A 26,248-nucleotide genomic window follows, 5' to 3' on the forward strand; every position below is an offset into this window, starting at 1 on the left:
AAAATCATTTGAATGATTTCTTCTTGGTCTACGTGCCATAAAATACTCCATATATTGATGTTTATAACATCATTTGAGGAGCAGAATATCACTTATAGGAGTTGTTCAAATTTACGGATCCATCTCTGTACGGAGTCGAGGCGATTTGTAGAATTTTACCTATCGCACCTTCAACCTATTACCGGACTTTAGATCTCTGTGAAAATCCAGAACATTGAGCGAAACGAGATCTACATGATGTGCATCATGCTGAACAAATTAAACGAATTTGGAAAGAAAGTTCGAGGCGGTATGGCGTTCGTAAAGTCTGGCAAAAACTGAAACGTGAAGGTTATATTATTGCACGCTGTACAGTTGCTCGATTGATGCAGAAGCTAGGTATACAAGGTGTTTGGCGTGGTAAGAATAAACAAACCACCCGTAGCCGAGATGATCAAAAAAGAGCAGATGATTTAGTGAAACGTAATTTTAGTGCTGATCATCAAAACCCTTGCGAAGCAATGCTTCTCAGGTGGGGGACTTCACGTATATTCAAACTCATTCAGGTTGGGTCTAAACCGCATTTATTATTGATGTGTTTTCATGTGCAATTGTTGGCTAGAAAGTATCGACACGTAAGAATACAGATATGGTGCTTGATGCACTGGCTAAAACGGTGAATGGCTGATACAAAACAGAGGTGATTGAATATTTAAATGCAGATTGGCAAGGTTTAGTAGATGTACAACTTATGACATTAAATTGGGTGGATTGGTTTAATAAAGAACGTGTACCTAGTGCGCTAGGTTATGTGCCACCTTTTGAGTTTGAAACAATGTTCGATGATAAGATTAACCTGTTAGGTCAGGTGGCTTAACTTAAATAAAAAAGTCTCCGACAAACCCGGTACGGTTCACCTGTAGGTGCACCAAATTATGAGATTTATAGTTTTTTCAGTATTTGGCTCGGCAGTTTCATTCTGGCATGTTTAACACCGCAGCAATATTTATGGAAAATTCAGCTTAAAATCCTGATTGGTACTGCTTTTATGCTGCCGCTGATCAATATTTATTATCTCATTTTCCATGATTATATTGATTCTTTTACGACTTACTGGCCATTTCTGCGAATCGATCTGATGCTGTGGAACTTGGCACTTCTCGCCCTATTGTTACACCAGAAAATTACCCCTATTCAGCAAAAGGCGGTCAATAAAATTCACGCCAAACTAAAAATTACGCAACAGGAATCATCAACATGATATGGATTGCAGTGATCGGTCTGCTTTGGCTGAGCTGTTTTGGTTTTTATGCGGTAAGTGCAAAGCAGATCCTAAAAACCCGAAAATCTCGGTACGCTTTTTTAGCGAATTTTCCTACGTACACTAAATTCACAGCAGGTATTTTCTTATTCGTCGCAATGGTTCTATTACGGACCCGGTTTAGCTACAGTATCAGCTTTGTGGCTCTATGGGTATTTCTAAGCCCTGTACTGTTTATTTTTATCTTAAAAATTAATAAAGCATTTTAGTATTTATTTAAAATCAGAAAGTAGCAAACAGCCTAGTGCGCTACTTACATGCCTTCTATTGAACCAATCTACCCAGTATCTGCTAAACCTTGCCAACCTACTTTTAAATATTTCAGATTCATTATTTTGGCTAGAATCAAAAATTTAAATTGGTAGGTATTTGGTAGGTAGGATTCTTTTTAACTTCATCCAATACTCATATTACGGTGAGGGTCACCGATAAAATAATCAATGAATGGTAGAAGGAATCACGCCATGGCTTTTAAAAATATTTCAGATCAAACTAACGGTTTTTATATTCCCTGTGTTTCACTTTTTGGTCCCGGCTGTGCTAAAGAAATCGGGATAAAAGCACAAAATTTAGGTGCCAAGAAAGCGCTGATTGTAACTGATGCGGGGCTGTTTAAATTTGGTGTTGCAGATGAGATTGCAAATTATTTGAAAGAGGCGGGTGTTGACAGTTATATTTTCCCAGGCGCGGAACCCAATCCAACTGATATTAACGTGCATCATGGAGTTACAGCTTATAATGAAAATGCCTGTGATTTTATTGTATCGTTAGGTGGGGGTTCATCACATGACTGTGCCAAAGGCATTGGCCTAGTCACTGCAGGTGGCGGACATATCCGTGATTATGAAGGGATTGATAAAAGTACCGTCCCGATGACACCACTGATTGCAATCAATACTACGGCAGGGACAGCTTCGGAGATGACACGTTTCTGTATTATTACCAATACCGATACCCATGTGAAAATGGCGATTGTAGATTGGCGTTGTACACCACTCATTGCGATTGATGACCCTAAACTTATGTTGGCCAAACCTGCAGGGCTGACTGCGGCAACAGGTATGGATGCCTTGACGCATGCAGTAGAAGCCTATGTGTCTACAGCAGCAAATCCAATCACTGATGCCTGTGCAGAAAAGGCGATTACCATGATCAGCGAATGGCTTAGCCCGGCAGTGGCGAATGGGGATAATCTGGAAGCACGGGATGCCATGAGCTATGCCCAATATCTTGCCGGAATGGCCTTTAACAACGCCTCTTTAGGATATGTGCATGCGATGGCACATCAGCTCGGAGGCTTCTACAACTTGCCGCATGGTGTTTGTAATGCAATTCTGCTCCCCCATGTTTGTGAATTTAACCTGATTGCTTGTCCTGAACGTTATGCCAAAATTGCGCAATTGATGGGGGTGAATACAGAAGGCTTAACCGTAACTGAAGCAGCTTATGAAGCGATTGGCGCCATTCGTCAGCTTTCGGCTTCAATTGGTATTCCATCTGGGCTGACGGAATTGAATGTAAAAGAAGCTGACTTGGCCATCATGGCGGAAAATGCACAAAAAGATGCCTGCATGCTGACCAATCCACGTAAGGCCAATCATGCTCAAGTGGTGGATATTTTTAAAGCGGCAATGTAATGCCTTCCTATAAGTCATCTCTCCAATCATCTGACTTACATTTTTAGCAGCCCCTGTTTCGCTTTCTAAGGAAGTATGCCAAGAGAAAGAACCCATTTTTCTGCTCTTGGCTGATCCTTCCCCCTTCTTGACATCCTCTCCCCCTTAAAAGAAGGAGATTCCTACTGCTAGACGCTTATGCCCAAGCGCAAGAATGTTCAATGCGGAATTTAAATCCCGCTGCCAGACTGTACCGCAACTCTGGCATGTCCATTCTCTTATTCCAAGATCAACCCTACCTTGCGGACTACTGCTTGATATTTGCTTGCAGCACGAGCAGATCTGGGTGGTATAGGCTTCATTGACTTCCTCAAACATTACCCCTGCGTTCTCGCATTTATACTTGAGCATTGTTTTAAGTTTTGAAAACCCTGTATCTAAAACCGATTTTGCCATTTTAGTTTTTACAAGCTTTTTAGCACTCAGGTCACCTACAACAATCAGTGCATTTTCCCTCACAAGTTGGGTACTGGCCTTGTGCAAATGGTCTTTACGACAGTTTGCAATTTTGGCGTGTAATGCACGAACACGCTTTTTATTTCTCGCTCGTTGAGCAATTCCTAATTTCTGCTCGTACTTGCGATTGGAAATGACTGTACCATCAGAACAGGTCGCAATATCTTTTAAGCCAAGATCAATACCAATCGCTTTCGTTACGGTTGGTTTGGCTTGCTTAGGTGAATCCACCACCAGGCAGACATACCAGCGACCACGACTATCCTCAACAAATGAGCCTGTTTTAATGCGGTATTGGCTTAATCCGTAGCTGTCCCATAGCTTGAATTGGTGCTTACCGTATTGAACAGATCCATCAGCAGATTTGATGGCTACCTTTTTAAAGGGTATCCAACCAAGAGAGCGCCTTGCTGATTTCTTGTTACTTACACGCCATTTTAGCTTTGCTTTTTTGAATTGCTTGCGTCTTGTTACTAATTCTTCTGTCACAGCCTGAATGGTTTGACTATGTAGGTTGCATTCTTTAGATGCGCCTTTTGTGTATTTCGCTACATCGTAAGCTGATAGAAATTCACCTTTTCTTTTTAAATGTTTAAACCCTAAATCATTGACATAATTCCAGACAAAGTTTACCTCAGATGCTAATTGGTCTAGCATCTTGCAATGTTTGTCTCTTATACGTAATTTAAGTGTTTTCATGGGCTTATATTAGCTCATGTTAAATTAAAGGTGTTGATTTTAAAAAAATCCAACGACATTTCATGTCGTGTCGCTTATCTCTCTGCCCTGAAGGACAGCACTTTACACTCCATTTGATAAAATTTTAAAATCGGATTCAGGCTAAATTGATAAGCTAACCCGCAGTAAGCAAAGATGATGCTCCATATTCCAGGATTTTGCTGTTTTAGCCTTCTACCGATCGATGCTCCGGCTTTTAAAGATTTTTATATTTTAACAGGGTTTGATGGACAGGATGGGTTTTGGGCATCAGCTCAATCAGGCGTTCTACCGCATCAATCGCTTCAGGGAAATGTGCCACATGTTTCAGCAACACATCGGTTTCATTTGCTTTGAAAATAGCATCACTTAAACGTGATTCCAGACAATCGCGCCAAGCACATAAAAATGGACTTTCTGTTTTGGCCAGAAATACACCGGTACACAACTTCAAGGCGGAATCAATATATCCAGCATCCAGAGATTGCTCTGTCAGTAAAAAGTCAGCCTCTACATGCGCCAGTAATCGATAAGGTCTAGAGCCAAGCATGCCACCCAATATATCGCGCAGCTGCGACATTTCTGCTTTTAGAGTACCGATACTGACTTTACGTTCACCATATAATGCCTGATGCAAGGTGTCCAGACTCAGACCCTGCGGGCATAAGGCTAGAATAGTCAGAATTTCAATCTGGCGAGGAGTAAGTACTAAAACTTTACCATTAAACAGTACTTGTGGCACTGTAAAAGCCCGGATAAATAAGCGCTGTTTTTGACATTCCTGCAAGGCAGACTGAATGATTGTGGCACAGCGCTCAGCAGCCAACAGTGCCAAACTATTATGCTTTTGCCAAGTGGTAGAAAGGTCAATGACACCTAAAACCTGTTTTGAATAGGGATCAATAATCGGAGCGGCGTAACAAACCCAATCATGAATCGAGGACATGTAATGTTCACTGGAAAAGACACAGCTAGATTGTTGAGTTTTTAAGGACAATGCCAGTGCATTAGTTCCGACTAGCTCTTCACGCCATTGCCCTCCTTCAATAAAGTGTACACTTTCTGCAGCACTTTGCATTTGTGGGCTAGAGGCTGCCCAAATGATGGTACTGCCGATATCTCCAACCGCCAGCACCATAGATGACTGTTCAGCAATATGTTTTAAATCCTGTGCACAATGGCGAAGTGCGTGGGCTAAAGTTGAAGAAGAGGCAGTCTTTTTTACATCTGTCAGCGGTGCTGCTAAACGACTCTTAGGGATTTCGGCCGAAGATGAACGTTGCCAAGAGCTGGCAATACTTTGTTCCAGTTGCTCTGCATGCAAGGGAGACAAACTGCTGCTTTGCCGAAACTGATCAGCATCGCGCCTTTTCTGCATCAAATCTTGTTTTGTCATCATTTCTTATTCTCACAACAATTCATGATTTACATCCGCTGTAATCGTTATTTTTTAGATGGATCGAAAAGAGTGTAAACCTGCTTCACTCCAACCTTTCTCCAACCTTATACCAGTTATGTTAATCAAATAGCGTACATAAGTACCTTATACCAAAGCTGTAGAAGCAGTTTGGTCACACGAAAATAAGCAAAGGAAATACATATGCGTTACGTCGATCCTAATCAACCTGATTCAAAAGTTCATTTTAAAGCACAATACGATAATTTCATTGGTGGCGAATGGGTCACTCCGGTCAAAGGTGAATACTTTGACAACATCTCTCCGGTAGATGGCAAAGTCTTTACCAAGGTTCCGCGTTCTTCTGTAGAAGACATTGAATTGGCCCTGGATGCAGCGCACAAAGCCAAAGAACAATGGAACAGAGCATCGCCGACCACCCGCTCCAATATTCTGTTGAAAATTGCCGACCGTCTGGAACAAAATCTGGAAATGTTGGCTGTAGCAGAAACCTGGGACAATGGAAAACCGATCCGTGAAACGCTGGCTGCCGATATTCCACTGGCCATTGACCATTTCCGTTATTTTGCCGGCTGTATCCGGGCTCAGGAAGGTGGCATTTCCGAAATTGATGAAGATACTATCGCCTACCATTTTCATGAACCGCTTGGTGTAGTCGGACAAATCATTCCCTGGAACTTCCCGATTCTGATGGCCGCCTGGAAACTCGCGCCAGCCTTGGCTGCAGGCAACTGTATTGTGCTGAAACCTGCAGAACAGACTCCGGTCAGTATTCTGGTGCTAGCTGAACTGATTCAGGACATTTTGCCGCCGGGCGTATTGAATATCGTCAATGGCTATGGGGTCGAAGTCGGCCGTCCACTGGCGACCAATCCACGCATTGCCAAGATTGCCTTTACCGGTTCAACCGCCGTGGGTCAGATGATCATGCAATATGCGACTGAAAATATTATTCCGGTGACTCTGGAACTTGGCGGTAAATCACCAAACTTGTTCTTTGCCGACATTATGGATCAGGAAGACGATTATCTGGACAAAGCTCTGGAAGGCTTTGCCATGTTTGCCCTGAACCAGGGTGAAATCTGTACCTGCCCTTCCCGGGCCTTGGTACAGGAAAGTATTGCCGATGAGTTTTTAGCGCGTGCAGTAGAACGGGTACAACGCATTAAAACCGGTCATCCACTGGATACTGATACTATGATTGGCGCGCAAGCTTCTCAGGAACAGCAGGACAAGATTCTGGGCTGTATTGCCACTGGCCGTGAAGAAGGTGCACAGATCCTGACTGGTGGTGAAGCACGTCAGGAAGTCGGTCAAGGTTTCTATATTGAACCGACCATCTTTAAAGGCACCAATGACATGAAGACCTTCCAGGAAGAAATCTTCGGGCCTGTACTGGCTGTGACCACCTTCAAAGACTTCGATGATGCGATCAAGATCGCCAATGATACGATTTATGGACTTGGTGCCGGTGTCTGGTCACGCTCAGCGCATACCTCTTACCGTGCAGGCCGTGCTATTCAAGCAGGTCGGGTCTGGACTAACTGTTATCACATCTACCCTGCCCATGCGGCTTTCGGTGGTTATAAAAAATCAGGGATTGGGCGTGAGAATCATAGAATGATGCTGGATCATTATCAGCAGACTAAAAACTTGCTAGTCAGCTATTCGACCAAACCAGCCGGGTTCTTTTAAGAAGTGAAATAAAAGCGAACTTCGGTTCGCTTTGAATGTATGCTAGCTAGCTTTCACAAAATATCAGCAACATCTTTTAAGGGGGAGAGGATGTCAAGTTGCGATTGCTAAGACCATACCATTATTAGAAAATTAAATTATTAAGCTTTTATTTTGCTTAGGCTATTTTTTAAACACATTAAGGTCAAGCCTGGAATAATGCTGACAAAGCAATACGGGCAGGTTTAATGGAATGGCAAGTAAAAACTTCCACTTTTAACCTCAGTTATTTATGAGAGAATTAGCGGCGCAATTATTCATGTATTTGTCGCTATTTTACTGATTTTCTCCGTAGCCTTCTTACAGACACAAAAAACCCAGCAGGTGTCGGGTCTTTTCATCATTCAATTCAGGAAGCGAGCAAATTGCGCAAGACATAGTGCAAGATCCCACCAGCCTTAAAGTATTGCACCTCATTCAAGGTATCAATACGACACAACACCTGAAAATGGCTATATGTACCATCGGTATGTTGCACTTCTACATCCAACATTTGATGCGGATGAATATCATCCGACAAGCCTAGAATTGATAGGGTTTCATGCCCGCTGAGGTTCAAGATCTGCCGGTTCTGACCCTCCACAAACTGTAATGGTAACACTCCCATACCGATCAGATTGGAACGGTGAATCCGCTCAAAACTTTCAGCAATCACTGCTTTTATCCCTAACAGGTTGGTACCTTTGGCCGCCCAGTCACGTGAGGAACCGGTGCCATATTCTTTCCCGGCAATAATCAGAAGTGGGGTTTGTTCTGCCTGATAGCGCATTGCCACATCATAAATCGAGAGTTTTTCTGCACTTGGAATATGCAGGGTATTGCCACCCTCCTCGCCACCCAGCATTTCGTTTTTGATACGGATATTAGCAAAGGTACCTCGCATCATCACTTCATGATTACCACGACGGGAGCCATAAGAGTTAAAGTCTTTTACATCAACCCCCTGTTGCTGCAAATATCTTCCGGCCGGACTATCTTGTTTGATATTGCCCGCCGGGGAAATATGGTCCGTCGTGACGGAATCACCTAGTACCGCCAAAATCCTTGCCTGGCTGATCGGCTGAATTGGTTGCACCGGCTGATCAATTTCTGCAAAAAAGGGAGGATGCCGGATATAGGTGGATTGTTCATCCCAAGCATAAGTTTGACTTTGGGGAATCTGGATTGCTTTCCACTTGGCATCTCCTTCAAAAACTTCTGCATATTCTTTATGGAACATCTCGGTATTCACATTCTGCAGTGCGGCATCGATTTCTCCCTGTGTCGGCCAGATATCTTTTAAATAAACCGCCTGGCCATCAAAACCCTCACCTATCGGCTCAGTCGTGAGATCAGTTCGAATATTCCCGACCAGACCATAGGCAACCACCAAAGGTGGTGAGGCGAGCCAATTGGTTTTCACCAGAGGATGCACCCGTCCTTCAAAATTACGGTTGCCGGAGAGTACTGAGGCTACATTCAAATCAAAACATTGCACAGCTTCTTCAATCACTTCAGGTAAAGGCCCCGAATTACCAATACAGGTGGTACAACCATAACCCACCAGGTTATAACCCAGTTGATTCAAATAAGGCATCAACCCTGCAGCGTCAAGATAATCACTGACCACTTTGGAACCTGGAGCCAGTGAACTTTTCACCCAGGGTTTTCGCCGCAAACCTTTTTCGATTGCTTTTTTGGCCAATAGCCCTGCTGCCAACATGACACTGGGATTCGAGGTATTAGTACAAGAGGTAATGGCTGAAATCACCACATCACCATGCTGCAACGGATATTTTTTACCCTCAATCATACAAAAAACATTTTCATGGGGCAGGTTGGCCTGTTTAGCTTCAACCGCCGTACCTCCCCCTCCTTCATTTTCCAGACGATCTTTTTCTTCCTTGACCGGTTTTAAGGTCAGATCCATGAAGGCATGAAAGGTTTGTGGCACTTGTGACAAGAGTACACGATCCTGCGGGCGCTTCGGACCTGCCAGACTGGCTTCTACCGTCGACATATCTAAAGCCAGCATGTCGGTAAAGACGGGCTCATCTCCCGGATTGCGCCATAATCCTTGCAACTTGCTATAGGCCTCTACCAAGGCAATTCTTTCCGGCTGACGTCCGGTTAAACGTAAATAGGAAAGCGTCACCTCATCAACAGGGAAAAAGCCACAGGTAGCGCCATATTCGGGTGCCATATTCGCAATCGTGGCACGATCCGCCAGGGGTAAATCTGCTAGGCCATCGCCATAAAATTCGACAAATTTTCCAACTACGCCTTTTTGGCGCAGCATCTGGGTAATGGTCAGCACCAGATCAGTTGCTGTAATCCCTTCTTTGAGTTTACCGGTAAGCTTAAAGCCGATTACTTCTGGAATCAGCATGGAGATCGGTTGACCCAACATGGCCGCTTCCGCCTCAATACCGCCTACGCCCCAACCTAACACGCCTAAGCCATTGATCATGGTGGTATGTGAATCAGTACCGACCAAGGTATCAGGATAGGCAAAGCGCTGCCCATCAATCTCATTGCTCCATACCACTTGTGCCAGATATTCCAGATTGACCTGATGGCAAATCCCGGTTCCTGGCGGCACCACGCGAAACTGATTGAGCGCCGCCTGCCCCCAGCGCAGAAACTGGTAGCGCTCACCGTTGCGTTGCATCTCAATGGCGACATTCTGCTCAAAAGCTTGCGGGCTGGCAAAGTAATCGACCATCACCGAGTGATCAATAATCAAATCCACGGGTGACAGCGGATTAATTTTTTCCGGATCACCGCCGGCTTTGGCCACCGCTGTACGCATCGCAGCAAGATCAACCACTGCGGGAACACCGGTAAAATCCTGCATCAGTACCCGTGCCGGACGATACTGGATTTCCTGTTCTGAAGTTCGTTTATTTAACCAGCCTGCCAAGGCATAAATATGCTCGGTTTTCACCGTGAGTTGATCTTCGAAACGTAGTAAATTTTCCAGCAAGACTTTTAAGGACTTGGGAAGCCGGGACAGGTCACCTAATTGCACTTGCAATTTGGACAGGTTGAAAATCTGATAGTGTTCTGAACCGACGGTTAATGTTTCTAAGGTATTAAAACTATTGATATCACTATACTTGGCCATCTAGCTTCCCTCCGGCTTGAGCTGTTATTTTTATGATCACAGTCAACTACTTCTTTACTTACTGTATGCTAACTGAGCGGTGGGTTTGTTATTATTTATTATAGGATTGCGCTAGCCAGTTAAATGCAGGGCTGCCAGGGCATTTTTCCAGAGAATTGCCGACAGTTCAAATCTGGCATCAACAACGTTTCTGCCCATCCCCTAAGGACATAAGCTAAATTGACCAGCGTATTACTTTGTTCAGTGTCATCAACGTCGAAGTTTCTCTAATTCTTCGATTAAATCCAACATCATAGCTACAGCAGTAAAACTTGCATCAAAATCACGCTGTAAACGATACGCTTTTTGTGCACGTGCCACATCATCCACTAAAAAATATAAATCTGATGCATTTACACGATTCGGCAAAATATCGTATTCAATCAGTTGCAGAATCCATTCAGGACTTTGACCACAAAGTTGAGCAAAACTATTTAAATCATAATATTGTTGCTCATCTATAACTTCTACCTGTTGGATATCTTCTAAGACCACCTCATAATATTTAACTGTCGTCATAATTTTACTCCTTATGATGATCTCGGCTTAAAGTTTGGAAATGCTGCTGCAAATGCTTCATAAGCTTGTTGTTCTTGTTCGGTTTGCGCAGTTGGTTGCACAATATCGAGGATGAGAAATAAATGCCCTGCATCTTTAGCAGGAATCCCCTGATTTTTTAAACGTAATTGTTGACCTGTTTTGGCATTTTTTGGAATTTGAATATTGAGTTGTTTACCATTGGGTAAGCTTGCCGTAATCGATTGTCCAAGTGCTGCTTCCCATGGACTAATCTTCAGATGATGATAGACATCCGAGTTTTCAACATAAGTTGAATCTGTAGCTTTATATTGAATTTCAATATACAGATCGCCATTCTCACCCCCATGAATACCCGGTTGTCCCTGGCCGGTTAAACGAATTTTTTGCCCTGCTTTCATGCCTTTTGGAATTTTAATTTTTAAGACTTTACGCTGTACTTCTGCTTGCCCGTACGCATTGATAGTTGGAATCTGTAAAGTGACATTTTGCGTTGCGCCATGGAATGCAACATCCAAATCTACTTCTAGAGTCGCGTGTTGATCATCACCTCTATAGGATGCTCGCCCCTGATAACGCTGTTCATTGAAACCACCAAAACCACCACCAAAGCGACCAAACAAGTCTTCAAACCCTGAAAAATCCTGTCCGCCCATATTTGAATAATATTGATGAGCATCCCTACCCTGGCTATTCTGTGGATGGTCTAATTCAAAATCATATTCTGCTTTTTTTTCATCATTACTTAACACATCGTAGGCAATGTTTAACTCTTGCATACGCTCTTCTGCATCAGCTTCTTTACTAATATCAGGATGATATTTTCTGGCAAGTTTACGATAAGCTTTTTTAATTTGCTCAACAGTTGCATCTCGAGATACACCTAATATTTCATAATAATTCTTGGTCATCTCTGCCCTATTGGTGGTTTATGTTTTATTCATTATTCATTTTTTTTATAGATAAAAAAACCTTTTAAAGATTTTTGTTGTTATAAATTATTTCTTTTACGAAAATAATAATTATTTAAAAATCATAGCATAACCTTGGTTTTTGTGAAGAAAACTACTAATTCAGAATTACGCATTCACCTCCTTTTCCTGGCTCAACTAAAAAGTGTAGCAACTTGCTACACTTTTTCACTTTTCTGGATCAGCTCTTTTAACAGGCTTTCTAGCTGGGACAGACTTGTTTCATCAATATGGGAAATATTGAGCGAGACCTTAAGCTGCTTCTGGTTAAGTTTGATATTTCCTGCAATCTTACCATCGTATTCGATTTTTCTTACGACTGAGGTGGTCGTCAGTTTTTCCGGGTCCTGACTTAATAATTTTTCTGCATAAGCTGTCACTTTGGTCTGCTCAAGCTTTTTGTCTTTTACTTTCTCCCAGCCTTGAAGCAAGGCAGCTTCCGCCGCAGATAGTTCCTGTATATGATCCGACAAAAATTTTTTAAATGCTGTTGCCGCAGTACGACCCAGTAAGCCAGGATTGAGCTCAAGATCATTTAAAATAACTTGTGGCAACTTTTCATAGGCCAGATATTTGTACATATCTTCGCGGTTCAATCCCAGAGAATTGGCCAAACGCTGCTTGTTTTTCTTTAATTTTTCATCCAATGCGCTCAGGCCAACAAAAACTTCATAATCTGTCAGATCTTGGCGTTTTAGATTTTCCGCCAAAGTTAATAATGAAGCTTCTTCATTATTGGCATCCACAATGATCGCTTCAATCACCGATTTACCCAGTAACTGATGTGCACGCAAGCGTCGCTCGCCTGCAATGAGCTCATATTTCAAGTTATCCAGTTTACGGACAGTAATCGGCTGCAAAAGACCGACTTCTTCAATAGAATCAGCCAGTTCTTTTAATTCCGATTCCTTGAATATTTTGCGCGGCTGGTTTGGACTTCGGCTAATGTCCTCAATTGGAACATTACGCCTAAACTCCTTTAGCTCTTTAATATTATCTTTTTGTGCCTGTTGGTGTTTCTCAGTATTCAGTTTCAATTTCTGAGCTAAAAGCTCTTTGGTGCTTGCCATAACGACCTCAATTTATACTTTAGCTACAATTTCAGTGGCTAGGCTTTCAAAGGCCTTACGTACTTTTGAATTTTTTTCTACTTTGAGTAAGGGTTGCTGCAAAATTGCTGCCTGATTGACCTTAGTACTTTGAGGGATCGTAGTTTCTAAAATTTTACCAACCTGTTTTAATGCCTCATCCCGAATCAGTTTACATACATTTTGGCGCTCATCATGCTTAATCAGCAAGGCGCCTAAGAGCGCCAAGTCTGGATTAATACGCTTGATCTTTTCCAGATGATTTAAAAGATCTGTAACCCCGTACAAGCCATATTGTGATCCAGATTCGATCGGGATAATGACATGGGTTGAAGATGCCAGTGCATTACTGGTTAAAAGTTTCAAGCTTGGTGGGCAGTCAATCAGTATGAAGTCATAAAGGTCTTTTAAGAGTTCTAGCTTGATATTAAGTTCTTCAGAAGGACGTGGTGCTTCTTCTTTCAGCTGGTCTTCTGTTTTTCCTAAATTTAATGATCCGTAAATTAATGATACTTTTTCGAAGTTCGTTTCTTCTTGTAATGCATCAGCTAATAATGAAATATCACCGACCAATAATTCTGCTGTGGTGACAGAAATTTCACTTGGATGCTGAATCCCAATATGTAAACTTGCGTTTGCCTGAGGATCTAAATCAATCACTAGAACTTTATTGCCCAAGTTGGCAAGTTCTGAGGCTAGGTGTACAACAGTCGTTGTTTTGCCACATCCGCCTTTATGGTTAGCAACAGTAATAATTTTTGCAGACATGCGTGTCAGATGCTTCCGTATTTGAATGTCTAGTAATATAAATAACTTTCGTTCATCTTACTATAGTTTTTAAATTTATAAATCCTGTTTGTTCAGATGTAAAACAGCTTAAAAAATAAATCTTTAACTAAGCTAGCTTAATTAATAATTAGAATAATTAGTTATTTAGCTAATTAATAATTAGGAGCATATTTTTGCTATATAAAACAAATGCTTGTGGTTTTAAAAGTGGAAGGTTTGTCACCGTAAAGTGGAAGGTTTGTCACTGTAAGGTGGAAGGTTTGTCACCGTAAAGTGGAAGGTTTGTCACCGTAAAGTGGAAGGTTTGTCACCGTAAAGTGGAAGGTTTGTCACTATGGTGGAAGGTTTGTCACTGCTATTTTTTAAAATGCTATTTTTATTTAAAAATAATTTATAAAACAAATATTTAAGATGTTGATAAAGTCTCATAACTAAGCTTTAAAGGTGGAGAGGTTGTCACTGTATATTCTTGACCTGTGGATAATCTGTTTTTATTGGATATTTCCTGATGATTATATGTGCAGTTATACCTTTAAAATCTAACTGAAAGGTGGAAGCCTTGTCACATCAGGGTTTCTATCTGACTTAACCTACCTGAATCTGGATGAAAAAAAGTAAAAATAGGCATTCTGGACTGTAATCTTGCGGCTAAAGGTGGAAGATCTGTCACTATAGAGTGGAAATATTATATTTAATTCCACTTTAAAAACAAAAAAACGGCTAAAAGGCTTTTTTCTGATGACAAACCTTCCACTTTTAGAATCTCGTGGTGAAAGTCTTGAAAGTTTTTCCACTTTTGTATATAAAAACTAAGTCAAATTATAAATATCACGGTTATGACAGAATCTGAACCATTGCAAGAAGAATCGAATTATATTCCTTACTGTATAGGCAACATTCGCCATAATGGTGTTGTCAGTACCAGTAACCGTTTAATTCGCCCAATCGAGTTATCAGCCAATGAATATAAGGCGCTTCTATATGCAATGGCAGTTGCGAATTATAGTGAGAAAAATAGGATAAATGGTGAAATCACCGAACAAACCTATATTTATTTGTATAAGGATGATCTAGCAGATTTACTAGGATTGAATAAACGCAATTCAATTAATGTTGCAATAGACCGGATCTATAAAGAACTTTCATCTCGGGTAGCTCATTTTATTATTGAGGAGCCTGCTGATGATAAGAAGAGAAAAACGAAAAAAGTGCATTCTGTTGTTCCCATCATCCGTGAATTAAGATGGGAAGATGACTCTAAAAATGCAATTCAGATCCGTTTTACCAGTGAAGTATTACCGTATTTTACTCAACTAGCTGGGGGAAATTTTACTACCTATCAGCTAAAACATCTTTTCGCCCTTGATTCTGTTGCCAGTATGAGTCTTTATACGTATTTCATTAAAAACGAATTCAAGTATGCCAACCAGAAGAGTTATGAAGTTCCATTACTTTTAGAAAATTTGAAAGCACTGATTGATATTAATGAAACAAAATATGATCGTTGGGTAGATTTCAGGCGCTATGTATTAGACAAAATAGTGGCAGAAATTAACGAAAATACAGATCTACAATTAGAGTATGAAACTGTTAAGAAAGGCCGTCCAATTGTGGGTGTGAATTTTAAACTGCATCATCGGATTGCTGATAAAGCACCGGATGAAATGGCAGTAATTGAAAAAATCTATCTTGATGTTCCATTTGAAGACAATGCATTCGTAAAAGAGTTAGGTGCTAAATTCGATATGAATGTACGTTCCTGGTATATTTTTAATAATGATGAAAATTATCAGCAGTTCAAGAAGTGGTTTAAAAAAGTAGGGTGTCTCACTGACTCTCAAGCAAATATTGTCATTAATGACACTTTATTCCAAATGGATTTTGCTGAAATTGGTATAGGGCTGAATGACTTTAAACGAAACATGAAGCATAAACTTAAAAATAATCCGGAATTCGTTCAAAGTATTCGTGAAAGACTGAATGATATTTTTGGTAAAGACCTTATTTAGAAAAAAGTGTAGCAACTTGCTACACTTTTGGAGATATATGTTCTTAAAAAATACAAGTGGTAAGGACTATAGAAGAAAAACGGCTCTATTGCATATAGGCTTTAGAGATAGATCCTTCCTAAGTTAGGTGTTTAGTCCCAGATTTTAATGGTGCAATATTCTCAGATAAATGGAAGGAAGCACTATGGGACAAGTTCTACACAGCAGCGCCACAACGACACAGACAGTGCGTCGAGCAATACAAAATAGTCAAGAGAGCTTAAGAACGCTAGCCAAGCGTTACGGCATCAATCAAAAGACCGTCGCAAAATGGAAGAAACGTACTTCTGAACCGTATCGGGTTTGTCGGAGACTTTTTTATTTAAGTTAGGCCACCTGACCTAACGGGTTAATCTTATCATAGTACATTGCTTCAAACTCAAAAGGCGATACATAACCCAGTGCACTGTGTACACGCTTTTTATTGAACCAATCTACCCAGTTTAGTGTCGCAAGTTGTACATCTGCTAAACCTTGTCAATCTGCTTTTAAATATTCAATCACCTCTGTTTTGTATAAGCCATTCACCGTTTCAGCCAGAGCATTATCGTATGAATCACCAGTCGTACCGAATGATGCTCGTAAATTTGCAGCTTCTAAACGATTGGTATAGCGAATAGAAAGATATTGAACACCTCTATCGGAATGATGAATCACATTCTTTGGCATGCCTCGATCGTGCAATGCTTGCTCTAATGCATCGAGCACTATATCTGTATTCATCCGTGTAGATACTTTCCATCCAACAATTGCTCGTGAGAACACATCAATAATAAAGGCGGTATAGACCCAGCCTGAATGAGTTTGAATATAGGTAAAGTCAGCAACCCACAAGTGATTAGGCTGATCAGCTCTAAAATTACGTTTCACTAAATCATCTGCTCTTTTTTGATCATCTCGGCTACGGGTGGTTTGTTTATTCTTACCACGCCAAACACCTTGTATACCTAGCTTCTGCATCAATCGAGCAACTGTACAACGTGCAATAACATAACCTTCACGTTTCAATTGTTGCCAGACCTTACGCATACCATATCGACCTGAACTTTCCTTCCAAATTCGTTGAATTTGTTCAGCATGATGCTCATCATGTAGATCTCGTTTCGCTCGATGTTCTGGATTGTCAGCGAGATCTAAAGTTCGGTAATAGGTTGAAGCTGCGATCGGTAAAATCCTACAAATCGCATCAACACCATATCGATCTTTATTGTTATGGATGAAATCCACCATTATTTGTGTGGGCGGTCGAGCTCCGCCTGGGCGAAAAAAGCGGCTGCTTTACGTAGAATTTCATTGGCACGCTTTAATTCTTTAATTTCACGTTCCATTTGCTTCATTTTTTCTTGATCAGATATCTGTTGTACTTTAATAGGATTTTGCTGATCTAAATGCTTTTGATGCCAGGCACGAAGTGTTTCAGGAGTACAACCAATCTTAGGCGCAATTGCTGTGATTGCAGCCCAAGTAGAAGGATAATCTTTTTCAGATTCAATCAATAATTGAACCGCTCTTTCTCTAATTTCGGGGGTATATTTTAATTTTGTCATCGGGATAGTCTCTCAGAATATTGACTCTCCGACAAACCCGGTACGGTTCAATGGGTGGTGGTCCCTAAACGTGCAGCAACTTCAGCTACACTATGACCTTTCTCAGTAACTTGCTTTACTGCTTCAATTTTGAATTCTTCAGGGGTATATTTGGGTTCTTTCATCGGAACACTACAATTTATACCAGAATGACAACCTCGATAACTAAGAGCATGATCACCAATAAACTGACGCTTGCAGTTTTTGCATTGATAGTTTTGCTTGTCATATATTTTGAGGCCATTTTTCTTTACACCGTCACTTAGACAGGTTGGACATTTGATTTCTAGTGTTATTTGCATCTCACTATCTTATCAAAAGCCAACCTGTTTTTTTCAGCATACTTTTTGAAACACCACCGAAGATGATTAGGTTGTTATCTTGCTGAATACCGTTGGAAAACGAGCTGATAGCATAGTTTATGACGAAGCGAAAAAGCGAATTAAAGACTAAAATGAGAGGTATAAGCTCGCATTTTTGCATTCATATAATCACCACTATGTTGAATGTAGCTAAATTCCTTAATACGACAGAACCAAACTATACAAGCAGATGAACCAGAAAAGGACCTACCAAAACCATAAAAATACCAGCAAGTACCATTGTTAAGCTGGCAATCACCCCTTCTTCTTTATCACGACTATAGGCTTTAGTCGTTCCAAATCCATGTGCTGCGTTGCCCAAAGATGCACCCATGACAAAATGAGATTTTAACGGTAAGGCGCCTAGCACAATATCACCAATGATCATACCTATAACACCAGTAATCATGGTAAACAAAATAACCAGTTCGACAGAGCCACCTATATGACTGCTCAACTCCATTGCAAAAGGTGTCGAAATGGAACGCGCCATTAAGCTGTAGGTTGTTGACTGATCAAAATTAAACAGCTTAGCCAAATAAAATGAACTGATCATTCCTGCTAGCATCCCCATCACCACGCCCATACTGATAGAAAGTAGATGTGTTTTGATTATTTCACGGTATTCATAAATTGGAATGGCAAAGGCGACTGTTGCAGGGCCTAACATCCAGACAATCCATTGGTTATCTTGCATATACGTATCATAGGATATATTCAAAGATAAGATTAAAATAATCAGAAGGATAGGGGGTAGTATCGCTGGTGATAAAATCAGATAAGGATATTTTTGATGGATTTTTTTTACGACAGTATAAAAAAGTAAAGTTGAAATCAGACAAACAATGGCGATTAAAGTCATGATTATTTTCCATCCTGATCTATATTACGCAGAGATTGGGAGCGATTATTCTTGATTTTATTTTCAAACTGAAAGCCAAGATGTACACTATATGCTGTAACCACCATGACACAAATGGTGCCCAGAATAACAGCAAAGACTAATTGCCAGCCTTCTGTTAAAAAAAGATGTTTATATTTAATTAGTCCAACAAAACAGGGAATAAAGAATAAAACCAACTCACCTAAAATAAAATCGGAGCCACTCTTGATCCATTCGAGTTTAAAAAATCCAGTCAATAAACCTGTTAAAACAATAAAAAGCCCGATCACTGCACCAGATACTGGAAGTTTAAATAAGGATTGAAGTATGCTGCCAATCCACCAGAAAGCAAGTAATAAACTGATTTGCAAAATGATTTTACTGATATATTTAAATCGGGTCGGATGTTCGATTTGTACAGGCATTGATATCACAGCTTGATTTTGAAGATAATGTAAATTTTATATGCTGTACATATGCGAAATCATGAATAATTTTATAAATATTATTCTATATTGGAATAATTTATGGATCTAAAATCACTTAAAATTTTTGTTGAAACTGTTAATAGCCAGAGTTTTAGTTTAGCTGCAGTACGCTTGTTTATGACGCAACCGACTTTAAGCAAGATCATTAAAAGCTTAGAAGAAGAGTTGGGAACAGCACTATTTAAAAAAGGTGAAGCAGGAAGAAAACGTGAAGTCGTACTGACTTATACAGGTGAACTGATTTATCAGCATGCATTAAACATACTGTCAGAACATGAAAAAATTTATAACACGATTGAGCAAGTTAAGTTACTTAAAAAGGGTAAACTGACTTTAGGTTTACCACCATTAGGTTCTGTCTTATTTAGTTCACTTATTGCCTTATTTCATAAGCAACATCCGGATATACAGCTTAGTTTTTTAGAGGTAGGCTCAAATAGTATTGAGGAAGCAATTGCAGATAAACGTATTGATGTTGGTATTTTACTTGGTAATATTCGACCGACTTTTGCGTCAATCCCAGTTGTTGATTCAACAATGTGCTTACTATCCATAAAAGATTCACAGTGGAGAAATAGGAAAACTGTCAATTTGATTGAATTAAAAGAAGAATCCTTTCTATTATTTTCTGATACCTTTACTTTGAATAGTATGATTATTAAAGCAGCAAATACAGTAGGTTTTGAACCTAAAGTTGTTTGTAAAAGCAGTCAATGGGACTTTATTGCAAAAATGGTTGAATCAAATATGGGAATCGCATTACTTCCTCAAATATATTGCCAGCAATTAGATCAGGAAAAATTCAACACTGCCGTATTGGAAAATCCAGGTTTAAATTGGACTTTAAGTATGGCCTGGAATACGACTATAGCAATGAGTCCTGCAACTAGAGCATGGCTAAATATTGTAAAAGATCATAAACAGAAAATTCACTTTTAGTTCAATGCTTTTACAACCAGTTTTTGATTTAGTATAAAAACAAAGTTAGTAAATAAATCATATAAATCAAATATTTTTTTATTAAATATAAAATCTATTTGAATTAATTTTGTTAATTTTGGGATTGTGTTATTCTATTATTGTAACGCTAAAAATAATTTACCTGTGCAGAAAAAAATGATGACACCATTGCTCATTGATGCATTAACAATATCTGAAGGTAGGTTTGAAAAACCATGCCCAGTTTTAGTTTTGAAAATGATGTTACTCAATGAGGAAATGAGCAGTGAGTCTTCAAAAAAAATTAAAAATCAAGCCTTACTACTGCTCGCGATATATCGTAAGTTACTGCTTGCTGTCGATAGGGATTTATTGAATGTAGAAACTCTAAAGAACAGTGTGAAAAGAAGACACTGGGCTAAAGTGGATAAAGCACAGAATAAGATGGTGGTTGCAAAGCAACTTCGACTAAAGCATTTAGATCTAGAAGAAATGATTTTATTTTTAAATACACAGCATTTTTTAAAACAGCTGCCGATTTTCTTTGTTCAAAAATTGGTTGATTGGGCACCACCGGTGGTGAGTGGTAATTTTTTAATCGAAAATGTTTTAGCAGGCTATATCGCCCAAAAGATTTTGCCATTAGAAAAAATTAAAGTAAAAGAGCTTGGAAAATCTGTGCAACCATATTTTCATTTAGCTGACTTTTTTGTATTTTTACCTCAATTGGAGGAACTTTATCAAAAACATCAGCAGCAAATTGTTTGTGCGGCACCAACTGCAGAAGTTGCTTTAGCTTTAACAGACTGGAAGAAGGCATGGGTCTATCGTATTCGGAGTAGTTCATGAATGAGTATTTGGTGCAGCTCCTAGAATGTATTAATCAGAATGAAAATATAGAAAAAGAACAACTGATCCAAGCATTATTTTTGTTGCGTGCACACTATAGCTTAGCTGGCATTGTTGTCATTTGTCAGCGAATCTTCACATTGATTGGGGATGATGAATTATCAGAATTTCGTGATGAGCTTAATACGTTAAAGATCATTAGTACATTAAAGGAATCTCCAGAACATTCACATTTTTTCTCAGGAACAATAGATAGAAATAGACATACACCCACGCCATTACGTCCATACACTGGAGACAGCGGAATTTGTGACTTGCTCTTGATTCAAGCAGGCCGAATTGAGAGTAATGAGCGTTTTGATAATTTAATCATTTGGTTTTTAGAGCAAATATTTCACTATCAACAAAAGGTACATACTTTAACGCTCTATAGTGATTATTTAAATGGTGATGGACGCATAAAGCTGAAAGATCAAAAAGGCTCTCGTGTCTATAACGCCTTTTTAGCGATTAGGCTGTTGGGTGATCCAAGTTATAAGGATATTTTAGAACAAGTCGAAAAATTACTGACCAATAAAGAATTGGAAGAATTTATTAATCTAATGTCCGCTGTTTGTAAAGATAAGCCATTAGTTGAAAAATTACTGACCAATAATGAACCGGAACAATTGATTAATCTAATGTCCGCTGTCTATAAAAATAAGCGCTTAGTCGAAAAATTACTGATCAATAACGAACCAAAACAATTGATTAATCTAATGTCCGCTGTTTGTAAAGATAAGCGATTACAGGAAGTTTTTTATGCATTAAAGCTGTTTTTATCACAAATTTGGCGAAATGATTCACTAAAAAATAAGAAAAAACGTCGAGAGTTTTTACACCGTATAGGGGTAAAGCATCAAAAACTGATCTTGCAACGATACGGCTCATTAAGTATTGCCATCCAACCTTTGGAGGATATGGATGAAATACATCGTGGTCTGGTCACTGATGTATTTGGGTATGATGATATTGAAGAAGATGAAACACCATTGGAGCCGTTATTTACATTTTTTTTGGCAGAACAATCCGATTTAATTCGAGGTTTTTATGCCTCTAAGTCTGTTTCTCAGCATCTTGAAGCTGCAAATGTTGGTTTGGTTTGGACCAAATGGAAATTGTCATTAAATTCGATCCAAGAAGTATTTAGATTATGTCGACCATGTGAGGCTGATACTAGCTTAATTCTACGCGCAAAATTAGCTTTAATATTGAGTTTACTTACAGGACGTTCGGTGAGTGAGTTAACAGCGCCGTATTTTAGTCAAAATACTGATCAGAACAATATTGCTGATCAGTATGATCAACACACTGATCAGCATAATATTACTATTCTGTATGATCATACTTTATCTGCATATGTATTGAGTGTTTTCGCAGGTACACCAACACTCAAAATAAAGCCAGAAGAATCTAAATTTCATGTGCCATGGACCAAGAGACTACATTTAGTTTTACCAAATGAGCTCAATAATTTGATTACTCAAGTAAAAAATCTTGCGATTAAAACCCGTCAACTCGCAGTTGAGCGCGAAGTGAAAACACTTATTAATAGTGTGCCTAAAGAATTAGAAATAAGCCTCAAAAGTATTAAAGATGTTCTTCCGCAGTTGTTATATCAGCATAGCCAAGGTGATTTAGCTGTCGTTAAAGCAGTGACGAATGCATCAGGTCTGAATTATGATAACTTGATTCATTATGCATCTTTTGATCAAAAGAAACTTGAACAGTTATGGGCGGATTGTTTAAGAACGATAAAAATTGATATTCCTGAATATATACACTCTTCTAGTGAACGTGTGGGTAGCCCGACAGGGATCAAGATTGCTGAAATACAAAATGAAATTACACGCATAAAAACAACGATAAATCAGGCTGCCGAACAGAAAGATTGGCAGATGCTCTTTGATAACTTAACGTTGTATACAGAATTATGGATGAATCTTGCCACTGCAGGAAGAGGGATTAAGCAACCATTTTCAAAGTGGATCAGTCAGCAAAGTTGGGCATTGATTCAAGATAAACATCGTCCAGATGAATCAACCGATCGCTATGTGCCATTGACGGGAGCGTTGATCAGACAGATTCAAATTTTACGTGCTTTGATGAGAATGCTAGGACATCAAGTTGAACCACGTGTTGATTTATCATCTTATGCTGTGCAACTTTGTGATCCTCTTCAGATTGAAGGATTAGTCAGAAATTGGGCACGGAAGCTGGTTCGCTCTGATGATAATCAGTTATCTGGACGGTTCAAGGATGCTGGACTTGGGCACTGGGTGCGCGGTCGTTATCCATGGGATATGTTATCAGTATTTCCTGTATCAACATTTAAACAACAGTGGCTTGATGTACAAGAAAACTTGCAAAAACAATTAGGTTTCGAATGTCTTGAAGGTTTTGATTTTTTTAAAATCAAGCATATTCCAACATTTGTTTTAACCCAAGAGACTAAAACAGCTCAAGTAGAGACGAAGCCGAGAATACAATATTCAGAAAATGATGTAAAAGAATGGCTGAAAAACTCTGAGTATGAGCCCTATTGTCAGTTGATTTTTGAAGGAAATCCTGAGCCTCAAGTATCTTTAGAGCTTGGACATGTATTGGCTTCTAATTTAGCTAAAAATTCAAAGATTGATTTGCCACAAGCGATCAAGGCATATTGTGCTTATATTCGTGATAAAACTAAAATTCCTTTATTCGTTCAGCTTCCTCAACAAGCGAATCGCACATGGCTGACATCTGAAAATAATTTTAGTATCTGGTGTTATATTGAACAGAACTTACTTGCTCTTATTCAGAGAGATTTAGAACATTTACCTGAATATCAAAATTGTGATATTGAAATAGGACGTTTGCTGGTTGTACTGTCCCTGTATTCGCAACTGTGCCGAGTAAGCCATTTACAAGCGATGTTGGAGTTTATTGCTTCTGATCAACATATAGTCGCTATGGGGAATAGTCGGCTCGTTGAGCTGACAGTGAATAATGATCGATCTGTGACGAAGATACGCCGGACAGTACTGTTAAGTCCTTATGTCTCGACATTAATTTTAGTAGACCGACAGTATTTACAGCCCCGATTAAATGAGATTTTAGGAAAGTCAAGAAATCAACAAAGAACAGCTTGGCAAAAGTGTTTTAATAGATATTTAAAGCAAATCGGGTTTAAGTCAACTCTATCGTTAGCTCAATGGTTGAAAGCTTTACAGCAAAATGTGATGCTCAATAGCACTCCGTTGATTGCAGGTTATATATCAGGCCAAGTTCTGACTGAAGATCTTTCCATAAATGAATTATTACGCTTATCTGGATATGAAAAATTAACCATAGGTTTAGATCGTACTGAGCCAGAAATTGAAATAGACATAGACGATGAGCAATTACATTTGTCTGATATTTTGGCGATAGTTCAGCAGCTAAAAGATGAGTCTAGATCAAGCATTTGGCTTAAACAGCTCGCCAATATTAAAACGAATCACGACTCAGTCAATTTATTAACGAACTTTGTGCAATGGTTGATTCGACGCTGTGAAGCAGAAGAGTTAAGTCAACAGAATCGAAATATGATTCACCTACATTTGGCCATCGTCAGTGCAGGTATATTGGGGTTTTCAGAAGATTTAACAAAAGATAGCCAGATTGATGAAGATGTATTTCAAAAATGGATGGAGTTGACGCAAGAGCATTTTCCACACCGCAAGCATCTCGCTGCGTGGAATCGCTTTAGAGATTTTTTAATTCAGTTAAATGATAATCGTATAAAGTTACACAAGCGTACAGCGCATCAAGCAAGTGCTAAAGTTTTTTCAAAAAATGAAGTGCAGCAGATCGTTCAAATATTACAATCTGTAGAATCTGGGGTGAATGATGCTGCTTTACGTCTAGAGATTCAGCGTCATTTTCGTTTATCTGCAGCGATGGGTGTACGCCGTTCAGAGACACTTCATTTACGGCCCTTAGATATTGATGAGGATATGCTCCGAATTCGTCCTTATGGTGAGCATCAGTTAAAAACACTTGGATCAGAACGTGTTGTTCCGATGAATTTATTAAGTCAGACGATTCAAAATGGATTAAATGATATTTATAAGAATAAAAAATATTCGATATTAATGTCTGATGAGAATAGTGAGCATAGGCCTTTTTTTGCTCAAATATCTCAAATATTAAAGAAAGTCACTGGAGATGTTGATCTCAGCTTACATCATTTAAGACATACGTTTGCAAGTACATATACTTTAAAGTGTTTGCAAACAGTGGTGGATTTTAAAGCGCTCACGATAGAATTGCCATGGCTACAAAATTGGATGCCATCGAATGAGCAATTTAATACGCTAGTAGGCAATGAAGGACAGGTTGGGCAAGGGATTAAGGCGATTAGTCGAGTGCTTGGACATTTACATGAATCGACAACATTAAAGCATTATGTTCATATCTTATTTCTGGCTACTTATGCCTATAGCATGCAACAACAGCAACCCAATTTACATACTGCATTTTTTAAGCGAGTCATGAGTCGGAGTAATTTATTCAGGCATTTCCAAGCGATTCATCAACAGAATGGTAATCTAAAATATGAGTTGAGAGACACCATCGAAAAATATGTACTCAAAAAAAGACAAAGTCAGAGGTGGGTCATCTATGCTCAAAAAAGAGGGAATTCGACTGGAAAAGTAATTAAACACGAATTATTTCAAAAGTTTGAAGATATTGAGCGGTATCTTATTTCTGGGCAGGGGCAGCCACGATTAGATATTGAGTCCTGGAAGAAAGCTTTAATTATGATGGCAAACATTCCGTCAGGTAAACGTGGTTCAAATATAGGAAGACATCCATTATCGACACAAGGAAAGTTAGCACGTTTGCCTGAATTACTCAGTGCTGTAGATTTTAATTCTGCACAAGAGATTTTAGAGCGATTTGATTATTTAGAACAAAACCAATCAGAAACTTATAATTGGTTAATAAAAAAATGGTTGTATGAAAGTAATGTAACAAAAGTATTGATGCATTTTACGGCAGAGGATGAACCTATGCTTTCAATCCTTACAGAACATCAGTTTTTTCCGATAGTGATGAAACATAATAAATATGATTATTTTAGAATTATGTCTCAACAAGCGTCATTAAGCGCCGTGCGATGGGTACTAGCATGGTTGAGTGTACGATATTTGGTGATTAGAGATCATATCAGAATTTAAGTAAATATGACTTACGCACG

The 26,248-nt window shown here is 39.3% G+C and carries 16 protein-coding genes, 7 pseudogenes and 1 other annotated feature; of the genes and pseudogenes, 11 read left to right on the forward strand and 12 right to left on the reverse strand.

From position 1 onward, the window contains the following. Positions 1-128 precede the first annotated feature (128 nt). The 4 genes and pseudogenes from FTU19_RS10925 to FTU19_RS10935 form a co-directional block, all read left to right on the forward strand. Positions 129-856, forward strand: a pseudogene (locus FTU19_RS10925) (IS3 family transposase); the annotation flags it as partial. Between the two features lie 39 nt (positions 857-895). Further along, positions 896-1,240: pseudogene (locus FTU19_RS16425) on the forward strand (PepSY domain-containing protein); the annotation flags it as partial. Beyond that, positions 1,237-1,509, forward strand: a complete 273-nt coding sequence (locus tag FTU19_RS16430; RefSeq protein ID WP_306670368.1) for a hypothetical protein — start codon at positions 1,237-1,239, stop codon at positions 1,507-1,509. The pseudogene FTU19_RS16425 and the gene FTU19_RS16430, both read left to right, overlap by 4 nt. Positions 1,510-1,764: 255 nt before the next feature. Continuing rightward, positions 1,765-2,937 carry an iron-containing alcohol dehydrogenase gene (locus tag FTU19_RS10935; protein ID WP_159123511.1) on the forward strand — a complete coding sequence of 391 codons (1,173 nt, stop codon included), beginning with the start codon at positions 1,765-1,767 and terminating at the stop codon, positions 2,935-2,937. A 144-nt stretch (positions 2,938-3,081) separates the two neighbouring features. Here FTU19_RS10935 and FTU19_RS10940 read toward each other — a convergent pair whose 3' ends face one another. Then, positions 3,082-4,131, reverse strand: a complete 1,050-nt coding sequence (locus tag FTU19_RS10940) for an RNA-guided endonuclease TnpB family protein (protein ID WP_180058066.1) — start codon at positions 4,129-4,131, stop codon at positions 3,082-3,084. 235 nt (positions 4,132-4,366) lie between these two features. Continuing rightward, positions 4,367-5,548, reverse strand: a complete 1,182-nt coding sequence (locus FTU19_RS10945) for a transcriptional regulator (RefSeq protein WP_159123513.1) — start codon at positions 5,546-5,548, stop codon at positions 4,367-4,369. Positions 5,549-5,749: 201 nt separating this feature from the next. On the opposite strand from FTU19_RS10945, the gene FTU19_RS10950 reads away from it, so the two are divergent. Beyond that, positions 5,750-7,261: an aldehyde dehydrogenase family protein gene (locus tag FTU19_RS10950; RefSeq protein ID WP_166134673.1), complete on the forward strand. Its 1,512-nt coding sequence runs from the start codon at positions 5,750-5,752 to the stop codon at positions 7,259-7,261. Positions 7,262-7,649: 388 nt separating this feature from the next. On the opposite strand, the gene acnA is transcribed toward FTU19_RS10950, so the two are convergent. The 5 genes from acnA to FTU19_RS10975 form a co-directional block, all read right to left on the reverse strand. Next, a complete protein-coding gene (gene acnA, locus FTU19_RS10955) occupies positions 7,650-10,406 on the reverse strand; it encodes an aconitate hydratase AcnA (protein WP_180131175.1) in 2,757 nt (918 codons plus the stop codon). 249 nt (positions 10,407-10,655) lie between these two features. Further along, complete coding sequence (locus tag FTU19_RS10960) at positions 10,656-10,964, reverse strand: chaperone modulator CbpM (RefSeq protein WP_166134667.1); 309 nt, start codon at positions 10,962-10,964, stop codon at positions 10,656-10,658. Positions 10,965-10,975: 11 nt separating this feature from the next. Beyond that, positions 10,976-11,893 carry a DnaJ C-terminal domain-containing protein gene (locus FTU19_RS10965; protein WP_180031418.1) on the reverse strand — a complete coding sequence of 306 codons (918 nt, stop codon included), beginning with the start codon at positions 11,891-11,893 and terminating at the stop codon, positions 10,976-10,978. Positions 11,894-12,111: 218 nt separating this feature from the next. Further along, entirely contained in the window at positions 12,112-13,023 is a 912-nt protein-coding gene (locus FTU19_RS10970) for a ParB/RepB/Spo0J family partition protein (RefSeq protein ID WP_180052752.1), read from the reverse strand. Between the two features lie 12 nt (positions 13,024-13,035). After that, entirely contained in the window at positions 13,036-13,809 is a 774-nt protein-coding gene (locus FTU19_RS10975; RefSeq protein WP_166134659.1) for a ParA family protein, read from the reverse strand. An 857-nt stretch (positions 13,810-14,666) separates the two neighbouring features. On the opposite strand from FTU19_RS10975, the gene FTU19_RS10980 reads away from it, so the two are divergent. Both FTU19_RS10980 and FTU19_RS10985 read left to right on the forward strand, forming a co-directional pair. Continuing rightward, complete coding sequence (locus FTU19_RS10980; protein WP_180031416.1) at positions 14,667-15,839, forward strand: replication initiation protein; 1,173 nt, start codon at positions 14,667-14,669, stop codon at positions 15,837-15,839. Between the two features lie 184 nt (positions 15,840-16,023). After that, positions 16,024-16,167 (forward strand): annotated as a pseudogene (locus FTU19_RS10985) (IS481 family transposase); the annotation flags it as partial. Between the two features lie 38 nt (positions 16,168-16,205). On the opposite strand, the pseudogene FTU19_RS10990 reads toward FTU19_RS10985, so the two are convergent. The 3 pseudogenes from FTU19_RS10990 to FTU19_RS11000 form a co-directional block, all read right to left on the reverse strand. After that, positions 16,206-17,425, reverse strand: a pseudogene (locus FTU19_RS10990) (IS3 family transposase). After that, positions 17,034-17,150: a sequence feature (AL1L pseudoknot), on the reverse strand. It overlaps the preceding pseudogene by 117 nt. 50 nt (positions 17,426-17,475) lie before the next feature. Next, positions 17,476-17,589 (reverse strand): annotated as a pseudogene (locus FTU19_RS10995) (transposase); the annotation flags it as partial. A 15-nt stretch (positions 17,590-17,604) separates the two neighbouring features. Beyond that, a pseudogene (locus FTU19_RS11000) lies at positions 17,605-17,766 on the reverse strand (IS1 family transposase); the annotation flags it as partial. A 70-nt stretch (positions 17,767-17,836) separates the two neighbouring features. Between FTU19_RS11000 and FTU19_RS11005 the strand changes: the two are divergent. Then, positions 17,837-17,917: pseudogene (locus tag FTU19_RS11005) on the forward strand (type II toxin-antitoxin system RelE/ParE family toxin); the annotation flags it as partial. A gap of 87 nt (positions 17,918-18,004) precedes the next feature. Here FTU19_RS11005 and FTU19_RS11010 read toward each other — a convergent pair. Both FTU19_RS11010 and FTU19_RS11015 read right to left on the reverse strand, forming a co-directional pair. Then, entirely contained in the window at positions 18,005-18,688 is a 684-nt protein-coding gene (locus FTU19_RS11010; protein ID WP_166137095.1) for an LrgB family protein, read from the reverse strand. Positions 18,689-18,690: 2 nt separating this feature from the next. Then, positions 18,691-19,134 (reverse strand): CidA/LrgA family protein, encoded by a 444-nt coding sequence (locus FTU19_RS11015; protein ID WP_180052751.1) that lies wholly within the window; start codon positions 19,132-19,134, stop codon positions 18,691-18,693. Positions 19,135-19,236: 102 nt separating this feature from the next. Between FTU19_RS11015 and FTU19_RS11020 the strand changes: the two genes are divergently transcribed. The 3 genes from FTU19_RS11020 (at position 19,237) to FTU19_RS11035 (ending at position 26,228) form a co-directional block, all read left to right on the forward strand. Further along, positions 19,237-20,136, forward strand: a complete 900-nt coding sequence (locus FTU19_RS11020; RefSeq protein WP_180031414.1) for a LysR family transcriptional regulator — start codon at positions 19,237-19,239, stop codon at positions 20,134-20,136. Between the two features lie 177 nt (positions 20,137-20,313). After that, positions 20,314-20,985 (forward strand): hypothetical protein, encoded by a 672-nt coding sequence (locus tag FTU19_RS11025; RefSeq protein ID WP_180052750.1) that lies wholly within the window; start codon positions 20,314-20,316, stop codon positions 20,983-20,985. Continuing rightward, entirely contained in the window at positions 20,982-26,228 is a 5,247-nt protein-coding gene (locus tag FTU19_RS11035; RefSeq protein WP_257220261.1) for a tyrosine-type recombinase/integrase, read from the forward strand. Before FTU19_RS11025 ends, FTU19_RS11035 begins: the two co-directional genes overlap by 4 nt. Positions 26,229-26,248: the final 20 nt, after the last annotated feature.

The organism is Acinetobacter sp. YH12072 (assembly GCF_013419565.1).
Taxonomy (GTDB): domain Bacteria; phylum Pseudomonadota; class Gammaproteobacteria; order Pseudomonadales; family Moraxellaceae; genus Acinetobacter.